Origin of the sequence: Hypericibacter adhaerens (genome assembly GCF_008728835.1) — a bacterium.
Classification (GTDB): domain Bacteria; phylum Pseudomonadota; class Alphaproteobacteria; order Dongiales; family Dongiaceae; genus Hypericibacter; species Hypericibacter adhaerens.
Window position 1 is genome coordinate 961,108 of the sequence record NZ_CP042582.1, and the last position, 15,266, is coordinate 976,373.

Here is a 15,266-nt window from a genome sequence, read left to right on the forward strand (position 1 = left end):
TCGCGTCCTTATTTATCCCCTCTCCCGCGCTGCGGGGGAGGGCAAGGGAGGGGGCTGCTCGGTATCTGACACCGCGCAGCCCCCTTCCTAACCTTCCCCCGTTCCGGGAGAAGGGACAGAACGAGTCGTGCTCACAAACCAGACTTGCGAACCGTTATCCCCCGTTCCGGGGGAGGGCGCCCTGCACCCGCCCGAGCAGGTGGCCCAGGCGGCGGACGCCTTCCTCGATGGTCGCTTCCGACTGCAGCGAGTAGTTCAGCCGCAGACTGTTCTTGCCGCTGCCATCCGCGAAGAAGGCGCCGCCGGGCACGAAGGCCACGCGCTCCTCGCTGAGTGACTGCTCGAGAAGGTCGGCGCCGTCGAGGCCAGCGGGCAGGGTGAGCCAGACGAACAGCCCGCCCATGGGCCGGGTCCAGGTCACGCCCGGCGGCATATGCCGTTCGAGCGCTGCCAGCATCGCGTCGCGCCGCCTGGCATAGACGGGGGTGATCTTCCCGACCTGCGCATCGAAGATCGAGGCGGCCAGCCGATGCATGACGATCTGGTTGATCGTGCTGCTGTGCAGATCGGCGGCCTGCTTCGCGAGCACGACCTTCTGGACGAGGCTGCGCGAGGCGCAGATCCAGCCGACCCTCAATCCCGGGGCGATGGTCTTCGAGAAGGTGCCGCAATAGACGGTGCGGCAGCGATCGATATTGCCGCTGCGCTCCAGGTCGAGCGAGAGGCAGGAGCGTTCGGGCTTGCCGCCGAAGCGCAGCGCCTCATAGGCCGCATCCTCGATCAACGGGATGTCGAGCGCCTCGGCCATCTCGAGGAGGCGGAGGCGCGCGCCCTCGTCCAGGGTTTCGCCCGTGGGATTGGCGAAATCCGGCACCACATAGGCCAGTGCGATCCGGCTGCCCACCGCCTCCCGGGCGATCGCTGCCGGTGAGCGGTTGTCCATCGGGTTGATGATGCCGTAGCGCGGCTCGTAAGGATTGAAGGCCTGGAGCGCCCCCAGATAGGTGGGGGCCGTGACCAGGGCCGTGTCGCCCGCGGACAGCAGGAGCTTGCCCAGCAGGTCCAGCCCCTGTTGCGAGCCCGAGGTGATCACGATGTTCTCGACATCGCAGATGACGCCGCGCCGCGCCATATAGCCCGCGATCCAGGACCGCAACGGCCGATAGCCCTCACTGACGGAATATTGCAGCGCTTGCGGCCCGAGCGCGGGGTCGTTCAGCACCGCGTCATAGGCCTCGCGGACGGCCTCGGCGGGAAACAGCGCCGGGTCGGGGATGCCGCCGGCGAAGGATATGATCTCGGGCTGATCGAGGAGCTTCAGGAGCTCCCGGATCTCCGAGGCACGCATTCTTTCCGCCCGGCGCGCAAAGGCCCGGTCCCAAGCCATGAAGCTGTCATCGCGCATGATGCCGCTCTCTTTCAGGAACGGCTTATAGTGTCGCCCGAAACAAAGGAGTCAATTCCGTTATTGTCGCGGCGACAATTGCCTGACCGGCGGCGATTCGTGAAGAAAGAGCGGAAGCGTGACGGAAACCACTGAGGAGGCACTTGCCGACGAGGCCGGGCGGCGGACGGAGGGATGGCGTGCGCTGCCGCTGAGGCTTCGCCCGGCGTTGCGACGGCGGCTTCGCCGTCTGGCGCCGATCCTGCTGCTGGCATCGTCCACCGTCCTGACGGGCTGTGCCGCGTCGACGGCAGATTGGAATTTCGTGCCGGATGCGGATCAGGCCGGCATCCTTTCCGGCGACGAGATGAATGACGTCATCGATGCAGGCTTCATCGCCCGGGATCCGGCCTACAAGGAGCAAAGAGCCCGCTTCGGCCAGCGCCTCGGTGCGCTTGCCGCGAGCCTGGCCGCGATCCAGACCAGGGGCAAGACCATGGCCTGTTCCACCCAGATGTATCTCGAGGCGGACTGGCTTCACGACTACACCATGGACTGGGCGCGGCTGGACCGGCAGCTGGCGGAACTGGCCCAAAGCCTGACGAATCTCGATCAGAGCTTCGCCAACCGGCAGTCGCCGGGGACCGGGCTCTGGGGCGTCTGCTACGACGAATGGTTCCTGCAGACCGAGGCGACCCTTTCCGCGCTGGAGGATCGCCTCGACGAATCCTGGCAGCCGTCGCTGCTCTATCCGATCCGGGTGCCGGAGAAGATCGACACGCCGGAAAAGATGAAAGCCTATCTCCGGGGGCTCCTCGTCTCCGATATCGCCCGGACGGGGCGGGACAACCGGGGCGAGCTGGGCAATGTCACGACCATCTTCTCGTCGGTCTTCTTCAAGGGCTATCTGCGGGAATATGTGCGCGGCGCCGTCGGCCGCCGCCATGACGACGAGAGCGACCGGAGCTCGGGCCTGTTCCAGGCCGCCTATGAGGATTTCCTGGACCGATGGCAGGATCCGCGAACCGGCTACTGGGGTGCCTGGTACCGCAGCGACGGGCGGCTCTATAAGAGCGTCGATCTCAGCATCACCTATCACACCATCGCCTATCGCCATGGCCAGGTCGCCTATTGGCCGCAGATCATCGACACGACCTTGCGCATCCGCAACGACCCCTATCCGTTCGGCTGGCTTCACCGCGGGCACCTCAACAACCACAACAACTACGATGTGGCGCGTATCCTCAAATATGGCTGGCCCCACATGTCCGATTCCCAGAAGCGCGAAGCCGGCGATGCGATCGGCGAGATGCTGGCCTGGACCCTGACGGAGTCCCTCGACCCGGACGGCAGCTTCAAGACGGACCCGACCTTCTTCAGCTCGGTCTCGGCCGACTATTACTTCGGCGTTTCGTTCCTGGACGAGATCGGCTTCTGGAATCCCGCGGAGCGTTTCTGGACGCAATCCGAGTTTCCCGACAGCGCCGCCGTCTGCCGGCGCATCAAGGCGCGCCTGGCGGATTTCAAGTCGCCCGATCCGCAGGTGCGGGTGGCGCTGGAAAAGCTGAACGCGGCCTGTTGAGCTCGAAACGGCTCGTTGCGCGCTAGGCGGCGGCCGGCAGGGTCAGGACGGCAGGCGCCGTCTGCAGCTCGCGCAGGATCGGCCGCGTCATGCAGGTCGGCCCGCCCGCACCCTTGCGGCTGATCTCGGTGCCGTCATAGACCCGGACCTCGGCGCCCGCCTTCTCGAGCCGGCGGCGCGTCTCCGGATTGCCATCGAGCATGAGGCATTTGCTGGGGGCGACGGCCAGCACGTTGCAGCCCATGCTCTCGAACTCCTCGTCCGGCACCTCGACCAGGCGGATGCCCCGCTCGAGCAGAAGCTCGCGGAACGGCACGACCATGAGCGGCGAATAGACGAGCGCCAGGTCGTGGTCGATCGGGCTCAGCACCGACATCAGGTGGAACACGTCCGACGGTCCGTGATAATGAGGCGACGGCACCACGACGAGCTCGGCGCCGCAAGGCTCGATCAGCGCTCGCAACTGGCGGATGCCCTCGTCGTTCGTGCGATAGCCCCGGCCGACCGCGAGGGTCTTCTCGTCGATCCAGGCGACGTCGCCGCCTTCCACATGGCCCTCGCCGGTGATGGCGCCATAGACCGGGACGCCGTGCTCCTGGAACAGGGCGCGCTCGGCGGCGGGCTCCGCGCGGCGGGCAGGCTTGCCCATATTGCACAGGATCATGCCCTTGTTGCAGGCGATCGCGGCGTCCCGAGGATAGAGCGCGTCCATGGTCAGGCCTGGACCCTTCGGCAGGAAGGCGATCTCGACATCGGGATCGAGCGCCTGGAGAGCCTCGACGAAGCGATCATATTCCGCTACCGCCGCCGCCAGATCCGGCCGGCCGAAATAGTTGAGCGGCTTCCATTCGGCGTCGATCTTGGCGTCGCTCACGAAGGCGTCGCGGGCATGCTTGACGACGAGCTTCCTGAGCCTGCCGACCTCGGACTGATAGCCGATGACCATGATCCTCGCTCCTTCCCGGGTTCACTCTGCCGCGGCGGTTCTGGCGGATTCTCCCGCCGGTGCCAGACGGCTGCGGCGCCAATTGAGCCAGACATAGACGGGGATGCCGGCGAACAGCAGGAGCGAGCCCCAGAATACGACCTCCTCGCCCGATCCTGCCACCGCCCAGATGGAGTAGGCGAAGGCGAGGATCGCAATGACACTGGCGCCGGCGAGACGCTGGCCGCTGAACTTCGCGGGCTCGCGGAAGAACAGCACCAGCTCCGCCATCGCGGTGAACATGTAGGGGACGAGCGTGGTCATGGTCGCCAGCAGCAGCGTGAAGTTGAAGACGCCGACCAGGCCCTGCGAGTAGTTGGTCAGCATCAGGACCGTGACCAGGACGCTGGAGAGGATCAGGCCGAAGACCGGCGTGCCGTTGCGCGAGACCGCGCCGAACTGCTTGGGGAAGAGCCCATCCTTGGCCGCGGCGAGCGGCACCTGGCCCTGCAGCAGGATCCAGCCATTGAGACAGCCGAAAGTCGAGAGCAGCGCGCCGATCGCGATGAAGGACTGCGCGCCTTCGCCCCAGATCGCCTTGGCCGCGTCGGCGAAGGGGGCCGTCGAGCTGGCGAGATCGGCCGAGGGAATGATGCCCAGCACGGCGACCGTGCCCAGGATATAGGTGACCGCGGCGATGAGCGTGCCCAGGATCGTCGAACGCGGGATGGTGCGCTCGGGGTTCTCGACGTCGTCCGCCGGGATGCTCGCCGATTCGAGCCCGAGGAAGGCCCACAGCGTCAGCGCCGCCACGGCGGTCACGGCCGAGAAGCCGGACTGGCCGCTGGGGTTGAACGGCGTGAAATGCGCCGGATCGAGATAGAAGATGCCGATGAGGCCGATGGCGAGCAGCGGGATCAGCTTGCCGATGGTGGTGACGAGCTGGATCCAGCCCGCGGCCCTGATGCCGGCGATGTTGATGGCGGTCAGGACCCAGATCGCCGCGACGGCCGCGATCGCGGCGGTCAGGTTGCTGGCGACGAGGCCCGGGAAGAACACGCCGAGATAGCCGACGAAGGCGACCGCGATGGAGGCGTTGCCCGCCCAGACCGCGATCCAGTAGCCCCAGGCCATCTCGAAGCCGACGAAATCGCCGAAGCCCATCCGGGCATAGGCATAAGGCCCGCCGATCTTCGGGAAGACCCGGCTCAGCTTGGCGAAGACCAGCGCCAGCAGCAGCGAGCCGACGGCCGTCGCCAGCCAGCCGATGATGCTGATGCCGCCATAAGGGGCCAGCGAGGCCGGCAGGAGGAACACGCCGGAGCCGATCATGTTGCCGGCGACCAGTGCCGTCGCCATCCAGAGCCCCAGCGCCTTCTTCCTGGGCTGCGCGTTGCCATTGGCCATGACCTTCTCCGTCCTTTCCGGTTGTGCGGCGCGGGATAAGGATGGGTGGGCCTGGCGCCGTGGCGCTATTTAATGAACGCCCGGGCCGGAATTGCCTTGACGCAGGTCAACCGGATTTCCCCTGTGCCGCGTGGGGATTGGAGCCGGGCGGGCGGCCAGGTCTTCGCAGGCCCGGGCGATGCCGCTGCCCGGATTACGTGGGGATTTGCGCCGAAGGAGCGACGCCCGGCTGCGGCCCCAGCCTGTGGCGCTCATGCTCGATCGTGAAGATGTGGTTGTGCAGGTTGGCGATCCACTGCTTGCCCTCGAAGGTGAGCTGCAGATAGCGCAGCGCCGGGCCGATATAAGGCTCCACCGCTTTCCAGAAGAACGTCGGGTATTTCTCCGCGATGTCGGCGGGGCTGGTATAGCCGCAGAGGGCCGTCATGCCGGTCTCGGCGAGCTCGTAATAGAGCGCGTTCGCGCGCCTGAGATAGAAGGGATCGGCGAGCTGACCGATGAGGTCGGCCGCCCGCACCAGGCCGGGCTCGGTGTCGTCCTCGTCATGATCGCCGCCCTGGGGCACGGGGAAGCGGGTCAGCTCGATGGCCCGCGCGATCCGCTCCGCGTCGACATCCGGCGTGGACTTGAAGCGCGCCCGCACGATGATCTTCGAGCGGTCCACGTGATAGGGCGCCAGCGCCGCGTCCGATGCGCCGCGCGGCAGGCTGATCATGTCGCCGGCCTCGTTGATGACGAAACGGTCGGGCTCGTCGCCGGGGCAGGCGCCGCGCACATAGCCGATGTCGTGGGCCAGCAGGGCCAGCATGAAATGCAGCCAGTCGGCCGGGTCGACGGGCTGGGTCAAGAGCCGGCCGCGCAGGATGTCCTCGCCGACCTGCGTGACTAGCGCCGTGTGGCTGATATTGTGGTAGAGCGCGTCGCTGTTGGCGATGCGCTCGATCACGAGCTTGCCGGCGCCCTCGAGGATGCGGCCGAATTCGGGGTTCCGTCCCCCATAGATCCGCTCATAGGTCTCGGCCAGATGACGCCCCAGCGCGTCTGCCAGCAATGTGGTGACGTTGAGCATGCCAGCCTCCCTGCCTCATGAGGGTGCTGGCCGAGTGTACCAGGAGTTGAGGCCCGTCACCAATCGGCTGCCGGAGGGCGATCCGCCCGGCCCGACATGCGACGCCCCGCCTCCGCCAGGGCCGGCGAAGGCGGGGCGAAGCGATCGATCGTCGGTGTGGGGCTTACTTCGGCTCGTAGCTGAACTTCTGGCCGCCGACGCTGGCCTCGAACATCAGGCCTTCGGTGCCCATGGTGAAGATGGCGACGCCCATCGAGTAGTTCGCCGTTTTCGACGCGCCTTCCTTGGCGGCGATCGCCGAGGCGTTGGCCGAGACCTCGTAGTTGCCCTGCTTGAACTTGTCGAGGGCCGCCTTGTTCTCGAAGAAGATGATCTCCTTGTAGGCCTGGCCGCCGAGCTGCAGGCCGATCGTCACCTGCGTCATGGCGGTGGAACCGACCGCTGTCCCCTTCTCGAAGACGGTGCCTTCGCCATGTGCGCCGCCGACACCGATGGCGCCCTTGCCGATCTCGGGGAAGACGGCATAGCCATAAGCGTTGTTGAAGAAAGTCTGGATGCTGGGGTCCGCTTTCTTGAAGGCGGCGATCGTCTCATGCGCCCTCTGTTCCGCGGCAGGGTCCCAGGCGGACGCCGTCCCGCTGATGGCGACAGCCGCGACCAAGGCGGCGATGAGACCCAGTATCCGCTTGCCAATCATGACCTTTCCTCCACTTTTCCAAAAGAATCCCAGGGGCTGACATTCTATCCCGGGCACCGGATACTGAACAGGCGAAGGCGGCTTCCGTTCCCCCGCGGCGTGCCCGGCTCTTCGCCTGTCGAGGATTCCGTTCCTTGCTCTTTGGCCCGCCTGGAGGTTTCTGGAGCTGCGCCGCGTCGCGCCGGCTGGGCGTCGTGCCGGCGGAAGGAGGGGAGCCGTGGGCCTGTCACGAATTTGCCCCGGAACCGGATGGCCAAAGCCCCTTGTTGGGGATGAGAGGGCGTCGCGAAGCTTCCATGCCGGATGTCGGCGGGGCGCGAGAGGGAAGCCGTCACGCGAATGCGGCCAAGATGGCCGGCCGTCGTTCGGCCCATCATCGCCGGGGAGGAGGAGTCATGTGCTGCGGATCCTGGGCCGGATGGGCGGTCATGGCGGCGGGTCTTGCCATTCTTCTGCTCGCAGGCGGCACCGGCACGGCCCGGGCGGAGGGGGGCGAGCGCATGGTGCGCATCCTCTGCGATGCCAACAGCAATCTGGTGACGATCGAGCCCTTCATGCTGTGGCGCGGGGTGCTGCGTCCCGGGCAGGAGGGTCTGGGCGATGCGGGCAGGGTGACAGACCCGGCGCTCGCGACGGCCAGCGATTACCGCCTGGAGGATCTGGCGACCGCGTCGGCCAGCCATGACTGCGCGATGGCCGTGCGCCAGGTGACGGTGACGGGAGAGGGGCAGGCGATCCGGGTCACGGAGACCATCGGCGACGGCCCGGCCTCTACCTTCTCCTTCGATCTGGGCGATTCCGTCTTCAGCCAGCTCAGCCCCCGGAAATCCACCTGGCACCCCATTGCCAGCGCGGCTCCCTTCTGGGTCGAAAGCCGGGCGCCGGAGCAGTGGTTCGAATGCCGGACCGTGGCGTCGAGCGACGATGCCTTGTGTGAAGCGATCGGCCTCTCTTCCGCCGGCAGCGAGGTACTTACCATGGCGCCGATGCAAAGCGAGCCCATGCCGGTGGCGCCGATGGGCTGGCTGTCGAGCACGGCGGAGCCTCTCGGCCCGGTCCCGCCGGGACGATCTTCCCCCGGGCTGCGTCCGGGCCCGAACGGTCCCATGCTGAATTGAGGGGCGGGCGGCAAGCGCCACGTAATCCTGGCATCTTCTTTGCATCGGGCGTCCTGGGACGGCCCCGCCGAGGCGGGCGGTCTCGGGCGCGGCGTCATCAGGCTGTCGCAGGGACGGCCTGAAGATGGAACCGCTTCGCCAACACCAGTGACCGGACGATGAAATCATGAGCACCGCCTCCACGTCGCCTGCCGCAAACCGGGGATCGCAGCCGCTGACCGGCGTGATCAACGCCGGCTCCTCGTCGGTCAAGTTCGCGGTCTATGAAGGCGAGCAGCGGATCCTGACCGGGCAGGTCGACGGGCTGGGTGCCCATCCGCGAGCGAGCGCCCGCGGCGCCGACGGCGGCGCCATGGCGCCGCCCGATCTTGGGCCCACGCCGCCGGCCACCCCCGCCGAGGCGCTGCCGCGGCTGCTGCCCTGGGCGCAGCAGCAGCTCCATGGCCGCGGGCTCGATGCGCTCGGCCATCGCGTCGTCCATGGCGGCATGGAATTCAGCCAACCGCAGCGCGTCACGGCCGACCTCCTGGTGAAGCTGGAAGCGCTGAATCCGCTGGCGCCGCTGCACCAGCCTTACAACCTGGCGCCGATCCGCACCGTGCTCGATCATCGTCCGGAGCTGGCCCAGGTCGCCTGCTTCGATACCGCCTTCCACCGCACCGTCCCGGACGTGGCGCAAGCCTTCGCCTTGCCCTGGGCCTATCACGAGCAGGGCGTGCGCCGCTTCGGCTTCCACGGCCTCTCCTACGAATACATCGCCTCCTGCCTGCCGCGGGAAGCGCCGGCGATCGCGGGCGGACGCGTGGTGGTCGCCCATCTCGGCAACGGGGCCTCTCTCTGCGCCCTTCGCGGCGGCGTGTCGGTCGCGACCACGATGGGATTCACGGCGCTCGACGGCCTGCCGATGGGAACGCGCTGCGGCGAGCTCGATGCCGGTGTCGTCATGTATCTGTTGCGCCAAGGCGGTATGAATGCCGACGAGGTGGAGGATCTGCTCTACCGGCATTCCGGCATGCTCGGGTTGTCCGGCCTTTCCTCCGACTTCCGCGACCTCCTGGCCAGCGAGGAGCCGCGCGCCCGGTTCGCGATCGCGGTCTTCTGCTACCGCGTGATCCGGCAGATCGGGTCGCTGGCGGCGGCGCTGGGCGGGCTCGACGGCCTCGTCTTCACCGCCGGTGTCGGCGAGAATGCCGCGCCGGTGCGCGAGACGGTCTGCCGGGGTTGCGCCTGGCTCGGGCTGGAGTTCGACGAGGAGGCGAACCGGGCGAACGGTCCCTGCCTCAGCAAGCCAAGCAGCCGCGTCGCGGCCCATGTCATCCCGACGGACGAGAACCTGATGATCGCGCGCCACGTCCGCGCGGCTTTGTCGATGGAGCGATAGACGCTCATGTTTCCTGTGTCATGCCGGCCTAAAGAGCGTGTGAAGAAATCACGATCATAGATCTGGCGTTATCGTTGTTAGTCTCTTCCTCTCCCCCACGAATGTGGGGGAGAGGGTAGGGTGAGGGGGTGGTGGCCGAAAGGAATGAGCTTTTTCCGACACCTCACCTGACATCGAAGCCCCCCTCACCCTACCCTTGTATCTAGACAAGGGTATCCGGTCATGAATGATCGACACGGTTGCAAGCGGAAGCCCGTCAACCCTCTGGTTTTGAAGACCGTGGGAGAGCTGGGGGCTCCGCTTGCAGGTTCTCCGAGCCCGAACAGTCGCCGGGGCCGCGCTGCGAGCCCGTATCTGCAAGGTCGGGCGAAGAGCCGCAGAAAGGGACCGGGAATGTTCGTTGGGATCGATGTTTCGAAGGCTCGGCTGGATGTGCACGTCCGGCCGACGGGTGCGGCCTTTAGCGTCGCGCGCGACGAGGAAGGTCTGGCGGCTTTGGTTGCCCGGCTGAAGGCACTGGCGCCAAAGTTGGTCGTGCTGGAGGCGACGGGAGGCCTGCAGTTGCGGGCCGCGGCGGTGCTGGCGGCGGCCGGGCTGCCGGTGGCGGTGGTCAACCCGCGTCAAGTCCGTGACTTTGCCCGCGCCACGGGCCGCCTGGCCAAGACTGACGCGCTCGACGCCGAGGCGATCGCCCGGTTTGCCGAGGCGGTCCAGCCGGAACCCCGGCCTCTGCCCGATGCCGAGACCGACCGGCTCAACGGCTTGATCGTCCGCCGGCGCCAGATCGTCGAGATGATGACCGCGGAGAAGAACCGGCGCCATCAGGTGACCCGGCCCGATCTCAAGGCCGATCTCGATGCTCATCTCGAATGGCTGGGCAAGGCCTTGAACCGGATCGACGAGGATCTCGACAATGCCGTGCGCTCCAGCCCGATCTTCCGAGCCAAGGAAGAATTGCTGAAAAGCGTCCCAGGGATCGGTGATGTCGCGTCTCGCACCCTGCTGGCCGAGCTGCCCGAACTGGGCCGCCTCACCCGGCGTCAGATCGCTGCCTTGGTCGGCTTGGCACCCTTCAATCGCGACAGCGGCACCCTGCGCGGCCAGCGCACCATCTGGGGCGGGCGCGCCGCCTTGCGGGCAACGCTCTACATGGCCGCCCTGGCCGCCATTCGCCACAATCCCGCGATCAAGGCCTTCCATGCTCGCCTGCGGGCGGCCGGCAAGCCGGCCAAGGTCGCCATCACCGCCTGCATGCGAAAGCTGCTCGTCACCCTCAATGCCATGGTTCGCGACAACAAACCCTGGCAAACCGCTTGACTGGCAACACAGTCGCTCTCCCCCGCTTCGCGGGTGGAGAGGAAAGAAAAAGAAGAAGCGCCGTTCAACCTAAGTGGCAGACTTGAATTTCTTCACACTCCTGAAGCCGGGATGACGAAGGCGTGAACGCGCCTGTCCTCAGCCGAGGATGTGGTAGCCGCCGTCGATGTAAAGCGTCTCGCCCGTCATGGCACCGCCATAGGGGCTGGCGAGAAAGACGCAAGCAGCACCCACCTCCTCGATCGTGACCAGGCGGCGCGCCGGCGCCCGGCTCGCGACCCGTCCCATCAGCTCGTCGAAGTCGCGGATGCCCGAAGCGGCCCGCGTCGCGAGCGGCCCCGGGCTCACGGCATGGACGCGGATACCCTTGGGGCCCAGCTCGGCGGCCATGTAGCGCACCGCCGATTCGAGCGCCGCCTTGACCGGCCCCATGATCCCGTAATTGTCGATGACCTGGTTGGCGCCCAGATAGCTCATCGTCATCATCGTTCCGCCGTCGCCCATCACGGCCTCGGCGCGCTTGGCCAGATCGAGGAACGACCAGCAGGAGATCTCCATGGCGGTCAGGAACCCGTCGCGCGGACAGTCGACGACGCGGCCCGCCAGCGCCTCCTTCGGCGCGAACGCGATCGAGTGGACCAGGATGTCGAGCTTGCCCCAATGCTTCGCGATGGCCTCGAACAGCGCGTCGATCTGCACCCCGTCCCGCGCCTCGAACGGCAGGAAGATCGGGGCCCCCACCTGCCGGGCCAGCGGCTCGACATGGGGGCGCGCCTTCTCGTTCAGGTAGGTCATGGCGATGTCGGCGCCGGCGCGGTGCATCGCCGCGGCACAGCCCCAGGCGATCGAGTGCTCGTTGGCCACGCCGACGACCAGCGCTTTGCGGCCCGTCAGCAAGGGCGGCAGGCGTCCTTCCGCTTTCGGGGATTCCGGGGCGTCGGCCATCGGGATCGATGTCATGGATATCCTCTAGGGAACGGCGGCGGCCGCGCTTTGGCGCCGCGCCGCCGCGACCAGGCTGGCGACGGCGCAGGAGGCGAGGCGCGTCAGCACGGAATCGGCGCGGCTCGTCAGGATCACGGGCACGCGGGCACCCATGACGATCCCCGCCGCGTCGGCGCCGGCCAGGAAGGAAAGGCTCTTGGCCAGCATGTTGCCGGCCTCGAGATCGGGGACGACCAGCACATTGGCCTTTCCCGCGACCGGCGAGGCGATCTGCTTGATGGCCGCGGCCTCCTCGCTGATCGCATTGTCGAGGGCGAGCGGCCCGTCGATGAGCGCGCCGGTGATCTGGCCGCGCTCGGCCATCTTGCAGAGCGCGGCGGCCTCGACGGTCGAGGGAATGTCGAAATTGACCGTCTCCATGGCCGAAAGAATGGCGACCCGCACTTCCGGGAACCGGAGCGCATGGGCGAGGTCGATCGCGTTCTGGATGATATCGACCTTCTCGGCCGGTTTGGGCGCGATGTTGACCGCCGCATCCGTGATGATGAGAGGACCCTTGTGGCCGGGGACATCCATGACGAAGCAGTGGCTGATGCGCCGGCCGGTACGGATGCCGGTCTCCCGCGCCACGACCGCGCTCATCAGCTCGTCGGTATGGAGGCTTCCCTTCATGATCGCCCCGGCGCGCCCCTGGCGCACCAGCTCCACCGCCTTGGCGGCGGAATCGTGACTGTGCTCGGAGGCGCAGAGCTCGAACCGGTCGAGATCGACGGAGGCCATCCGGGCCGCGTTGCGCAGGCGCTCGAGCGGCCCGACCAGGATCGGCTTGATCAGCCCCAGCTCGGCCGCTTCGGCCGCACCCTCGATCGAGACCTGGTCGCAAGGGTGGCAGATCGCGGTCTCGACCGGCGGCAGCCCTTTCGCGGCATGGATCAGCCGCTCGTATTTCTCATGCTGCGGGCTTGGCGCCGGTTCCATGGTTTTCCTCGACGGGGGTTCGCTTCTTGCTGAGCGGCTTGCGCTCTTCGGCGGGTGCCTTGACGGCGTCGGCGGGTGCCTCGACAGCATAGATCGCCTCGATCTGCTGCAGCCGGCGTTTCGTCTCGGCCGTCGGCTCGCCCCTGACCATGAAGGCCCGCCGCAGCAGGTTCAGCCACAGCTCGCGCCCGGCGGGATCCTCGGGCAACAGGGCCGGCAGCGTCGCGAGAGCCCGCTCCTCGTCCAGCATCAGGATGAGGAACTGGTCGCGCATGATCTCCTTCAGGCGGGCATGGCCGACGCGGTCCTTCTCCGGCAAGGTCTCGGCGATCTCCTTGAGCGCGAAGAAGCTGCGCTCGTCGGCGCCCTCGGGAATGCGGATATAGAGAAGCGCGCGGATCGCGCCTTCGAGCGGGCCGCCCCGATCGAACCGGCGCCGGAGCGCCGCCGCCGTGCGGGCCGCGGTCGCTTCGCGCAGCAGATCACGCTCGACGCCCGGCTGCCGGGCGGCATCCTCCGTGCCGAGGCCCACGGCCGCCTGCAGCGGCCGGTAGCCGTAGATGTTGAGGAACAGCGTCTCCTCGAGCTCGTCCCGGGCCTGGGTCCAGGCTTCGAGGCCGCGGACGATCCAGTCCGAGGCGGCCTTCTCGGCGACCAGGAAGGGGTTGTCTTCCGCCACCGGCCTGCGGTGGGCCCGCATGGCATCGGCCACGGCGGCGATGGACGGCATGAAGGGGTTGCGGTCGGAGAACATCTCGAACCGCAGCCGGTTGGGATGCATCGTCCGCAGCATCTGCGCGCTGCCGGGCGTGGCCATGGCGCGGATCAGGGGCGCCCACAAGGTCTGATAGAGGCCGAGATTGATCTCGGAGACGCGGGCGACGGTCTGGAACCGCAGATCGTCCTCGGCGCTGTTGCCGCCGAGCGCCCGGATGTCGTCGAGCTTGCGCGGCTCGAGCCGCAGGAAATACTCGCCCTGGACGAATTCCGGATGCTCGGTGTCGCCGTCCTTGGCCGTGATCACCGCCTCATAGAGGCCCGGCGGCATGAGGTCGATCAGCTCCATGCATTGGGCGAACTCCTGATGCTCCTTGGTCGCCACCTTGCCGGAGACGAAGATGCCGAGATGCCCGATGCTCTGGTGCATCGTGTAGACGATCGTCTGGCCCGCCGCGACGATCTCGTCCTCGTGATCGTAGAGGTCGGTGATCCAGCCGAGCGCCTGCTGCGGCGGGGTGATGTTGTCGCCCTGCGAGCAGAGCACGATGATGGGCGACTGGATGTTGCGCAGATCGATGCGGAGACCGTCGCTCGTGCGCAGCTGCCCCGCCGACAGCTTGTTGCCGATGAAGAGCTGGTCGACGATCGCCTGCATCTCCACCGCGTTCAGCAGCACCGGGCTGCCCCACCATTTCTCGAACTCGAGGAATCGGGGCGCCTCGGTATCGATCTTGGAATAGAGGTTGTAGGGCTTCTGCCAGAGCGTATTGGCCGGATTCAGCGCTTCGAAATTGGCGACGAGATGGGCGCCGTCGAAGATGCCGTCGCCGAGATCGCCCGTGAGCGCGGTCAGCCAGGCGCCGCCGAGCAGGCCGCCCGTGTAGCGCATCGGGTTCTTGCCATGGACGCCGGCCCAGTAGGAGAGCGGCGAGCCGGCGAGCAGGATCGGTCCCGGCAGGTCGGGGTCGACGGCCGCCATGAGCATGATCTGCCAGCCCGCCTGGCAGTTGCCGATCAGGCAGGGCTTGCCTTCCGCCTCCGGATGGCGCGCGACGACTTCCTCGACGAAACGTGCCTCGGCCCGGCACACATCCTCGACCGTTTGGCCGGGAACCGGCTCGGGCAGGAATCCCACGAAATAGCAGGGATGGCCGGCATTGAGCGCGACGCCGATCTCGCTGTCATGCTTCATGCCGCCGATGCCGGGCCCGTGGCCCGCGCGCGGATCGAAGACGATGAAGGGGCGCTTGCGCGGACCGGTCGTGACGCCGGCCGGCGGCACGATCCGCAGCAGCCCGTAATTCACGGGCCGCTCGAGCTGGCGGCCGTCGAGCACCAGCTCATGCTCGAAGGACAGGACATGCGGCGCCTGGCGCGCCTTGTTCTCCTCGTAATGGTTGCCGCGCTGGCGCAGCACATCGAGGAACAGGATCGAACGCTGCCACGCGTCGACCATATAGTCCGTCCACGGGTTGCGGAGAGCGGACACGAAGAACGGGGCCGGCTCAGCGGCGCCGGTCGGCTTGGTTTCCTGCTGCATATCCTTGCTCCCTTGCCTGGAGGAATTCCCGGCGCCGGCACGATACATGATGAATATTTCATCATCCTGGCGCAAAACCGCTCAGGGCCAGCGGCTCGCGGCAGGCTTGTTACCACCGTTTATCAAAGCTGAGCCAGACGCCTGCCGTCCACATTGATCTAGCTCAGGACGCCTCATCAAAAAAGGCGCCTCGTTCAGGCTGT

12 protein-coding genes are annotated in these 15,266 nt (G+C 67.1%); 4 read left to right on the forward strand and 8 right to left on the reverse strand.

The annotated features are described in order from the left end of the window. Positions 1-154: 154 nt before the first annotated feature. Entirely contained in the window at positions 155-1,405 is a 1,251-nt protein-coding gene (locus tag FRZ61_RS04300; RefSeq protein WP_225309108.1) for an aminotransferase-like domain-containing protein, read from the reverse strand. Positions 1,406-1,523: 118 nt separating this feature from the next. Between FRZ61_RS04300 and FRZ61_RS04305 the strand changes: the two genes are divergently transcribed. Then, positions 1,524-2,966, forward strand: coding sequence for a hypothetical protein (locus FRZ61_RS04305; RefSeq protein WP_151115143.1), 1,443 nt, complete (start codon positions 1,524-1,526; stop codon positions 2,964-2,966). Between the two features lie 22 nt (positions 2,967-2,988). On the opposite strand, the gene FRZ61_RS04310 is transcribed toward FRZ61_RS04305, so the two are convergent. The 4 genes from FRZ61_RS04310 to FRZ61_RS04325 form a co-directional block, all read right to left on the reverse strand. Then, positions 2,989-3,912 (reverse strand): dimethylarginine dimethylaminohydrolase family protein, encoded by a 924-nt coding sequence (locus FRZ61_RS04310; RefSeq protein ID WP_151115144.1) that lies wholly within the window; start codon positions 3,910-3,912, stop codon positions 2,989-2,991. A 21-nt stretch (positions 3,913-3,933) separates the two neighbouring features. Continuing rightward, a complete protein-coding gene (locus FRZ61_RS04315) occupies positions 3,934-5,298 on the reverse strand; it encodes an amino acid permease (protein ID WP_151115145.1) in 1,365 nt (454 codons plus the stop codon). Between the two features lie 193 nt (positions 5,299-5,491). Then, the gene (locus FRZ61_RS04320; protein ID WP_151115146.1) at positions 5,492-6,367 is read right to left on the reverse strand and encodes a metal-dependent phosphohydrolase; all 876 of its coding nucleotides are present in this window, start codon (positions 6,365-6,367) and stop codon (positions 5,492-5,494) included. 163 nt (positions 6,368-6,530) lie between these two features. Continuing rightward, on the reverse strand, positions 6,531-7,064 hold the full coding sequence (locus tag FRZ61_RS04325) for a lipid-binding SYLF domain-containing protein (protein ID WP_151115147.1): 534 nt from the start codon (positions 7,062-7,064) through the stop codon (positions 6,531-6,533). Positions 7,065-7,492: 428 nt separating this feature from the next. Between FRZ61_RS04325 and FRZ61_RS04330 the strand changes: the two genes are divergently transcribed. The 3 genes from FRZ61_RS04330 (at position 7,493) to FRZ61_RS04340 (ending at position 10,880) form a co-directional block, all read left to right on the forward strand. Then, positions 7,493-8,182, forward strand: coding sequence for a hypothetical protein (locus FRZ61_RS04330; RefSeq protein WP_151115148.1), 690 nt, complete (start codon positions 7,493-7,495; stop codon positions 8,180-8,182). 166 nt (positions 8,183-8,348) lie between these two features. Continuing rightward, positions 8,349-9,563: an acetate/propionate family kinase gene (locus tag FRZ61_RS04335; RefSeq protein ID WP_151115149.1), complete on the forward strand. Its 1,215-nt coding sequence runs from the start codon at positions 8,349-8,351 to the stop codon at positions 9,561-9,563. Between the two features lie 393 nt (positions 9,564-9,956). Beyond that, complete coding sequence (locus FRZ61_RS04340; protein WP_151120677.1) at positions 9,957-10,880, forward strand: IS110 family RNA-guided transposase; 924 nt, start codon at positions 9,957-9,959, stop codon at positions 10,878-10,880. 138 nt (positions 10,881-11,018) lie between these two features. On the opposite strand, the gene fabI is transcribed toward FRZ61_RS04340, so the two are convergent. Genes fabI through FRZ61_RS04355 form a run of 3 tightly spaced genes read right to left on the reverse strand, consistent with a single transcriptional unit; the run spans position 11,019 to position 15,063 of the window. Beyond that, positions 11,019-11,825 (reverse strand): enoyl-ACP reductase FabI, encoded by an 807-nt coding sequence (gene fabI, locus FRZ61_RS04345; RefSeq protein WP_151120678.1) that lies wholly within the window; start codon positions 11,823-11,825, stop codon positions 11,019-11,021. Positions 11,826-11,849: 24 nt separating this feature from the next. After that, on the reverse strand, positions 11,850-12,803 hold the full coding sequence (locus FRZ61_RS04350) for a phosphate acetyltransferase (RefSeq protein ID WP_151115150.1): 954 nt from the start codon (positions 12,801-12,803) through the stop codon (positions 11,850-11,852). Continuing rightward, positions 12,775-15,063 carry a DUF3141 domain-containing protein gene (locus FRZ61_RS04355; RefSeq protein WP_151115151.1) on the reverse strand — a complete coding sequence of 763 codons (2,289 nt, stop codon included), beginning with the start codon at positions 15,061-15,063 and terminating at the stop codon, positions 12,775-12,777. The genes FRZ61_RS04350 and FRZ61_RS04355 overlap by 29 nt, the downstream gene beginning before the upstream one ends. Positions 15,064-15,266 lie beyond the last annotated feature (203 nt).

Excerpts from the sequence above, each read along its gene's own strand:
- FRZ61_RS04300 (WP_225309108.1), bottom strand. The coding sequence starts at position 1,405 with ATGCGCGATGACAGCTTCATGGCTTGGGACCGGGCCTTTGCGCGCCGG.
- FRZ61_RS04310 (WP_151115144.1), bottom strand. The coding sequence starts at position 3,912 with ATGGTCATCGGCTATCAGTCCGAGGTCGGCAGGCTCAGGAAGCTCGTC.
- FRZ61_RS04315 (WP_151115145.1), bottom strand. The coding sequence starts at position 5,298 with ATGGCCAATGGCAACGCGCAGCCCAGGAAGAAGGCGCTGGGGCTCTGG.
- FRZ61_RS04320 (WP_151115146.1), bottom strand. The coding sequence starts at position 6,367 with ATGCTCAACGTCACCACATTGCTGGCAGACGCGCTGGGGCGTCATCTG.
- FRZ61_RS04325 (WP_151115147.1), bottom strand. The coding sequence starts at position 7,064 with ATGATTGGCAAGCGGATACTGGGTCTCATCGCCGCCTTGGTCGCGGCT.
- FRZ61_RS04330 (WP_151115148.1), top strand. The coding sequence starts at position 7,493 with ATGGCGGCGGGTCTTGCCATTCTTCTGCTCGCAGGCGGCACCGGCACG.
- FRZ61_RS04335 (WP_151115149.1), top strand. The coding sequence starts at position 8,349 with ATGAGCACCGCCTCCACGTCGCCTGCCGCAAACCGGGGATCGCAGCCG.
- FRZ61_RS04340 (WP_151120677.1), top strand. The coding sequence starts at position 9,957 with ATGTTCGTTGGGATCGATGTTTCGAAGGCTCGGCTGGATGTGCACGTC.
- fabI (WP_151120678.1), bottom strand. The coding sequence starts at position 11,825 with ATGGCCGACGCCCCGGAATCCCCGAAAGCGGAAGGACGCCTGCCGCCC.
- FRZ61_RS04350 (WP_151115150.1), bottom strand. The coding sequence starts at position 12,803 with ATGGAACCGGCGCCAAGCCCGCAGCATGAGAAATACGAGCGGCTGATC.
- FRZ61_RS04355 (WP_151115151.1), bottom strand. The coding sequence starts at position 15,063 with ATGCAGCAGGAAACCAAGCCGACCGGCGCCGCTGAGCCGGCCCCGTTC.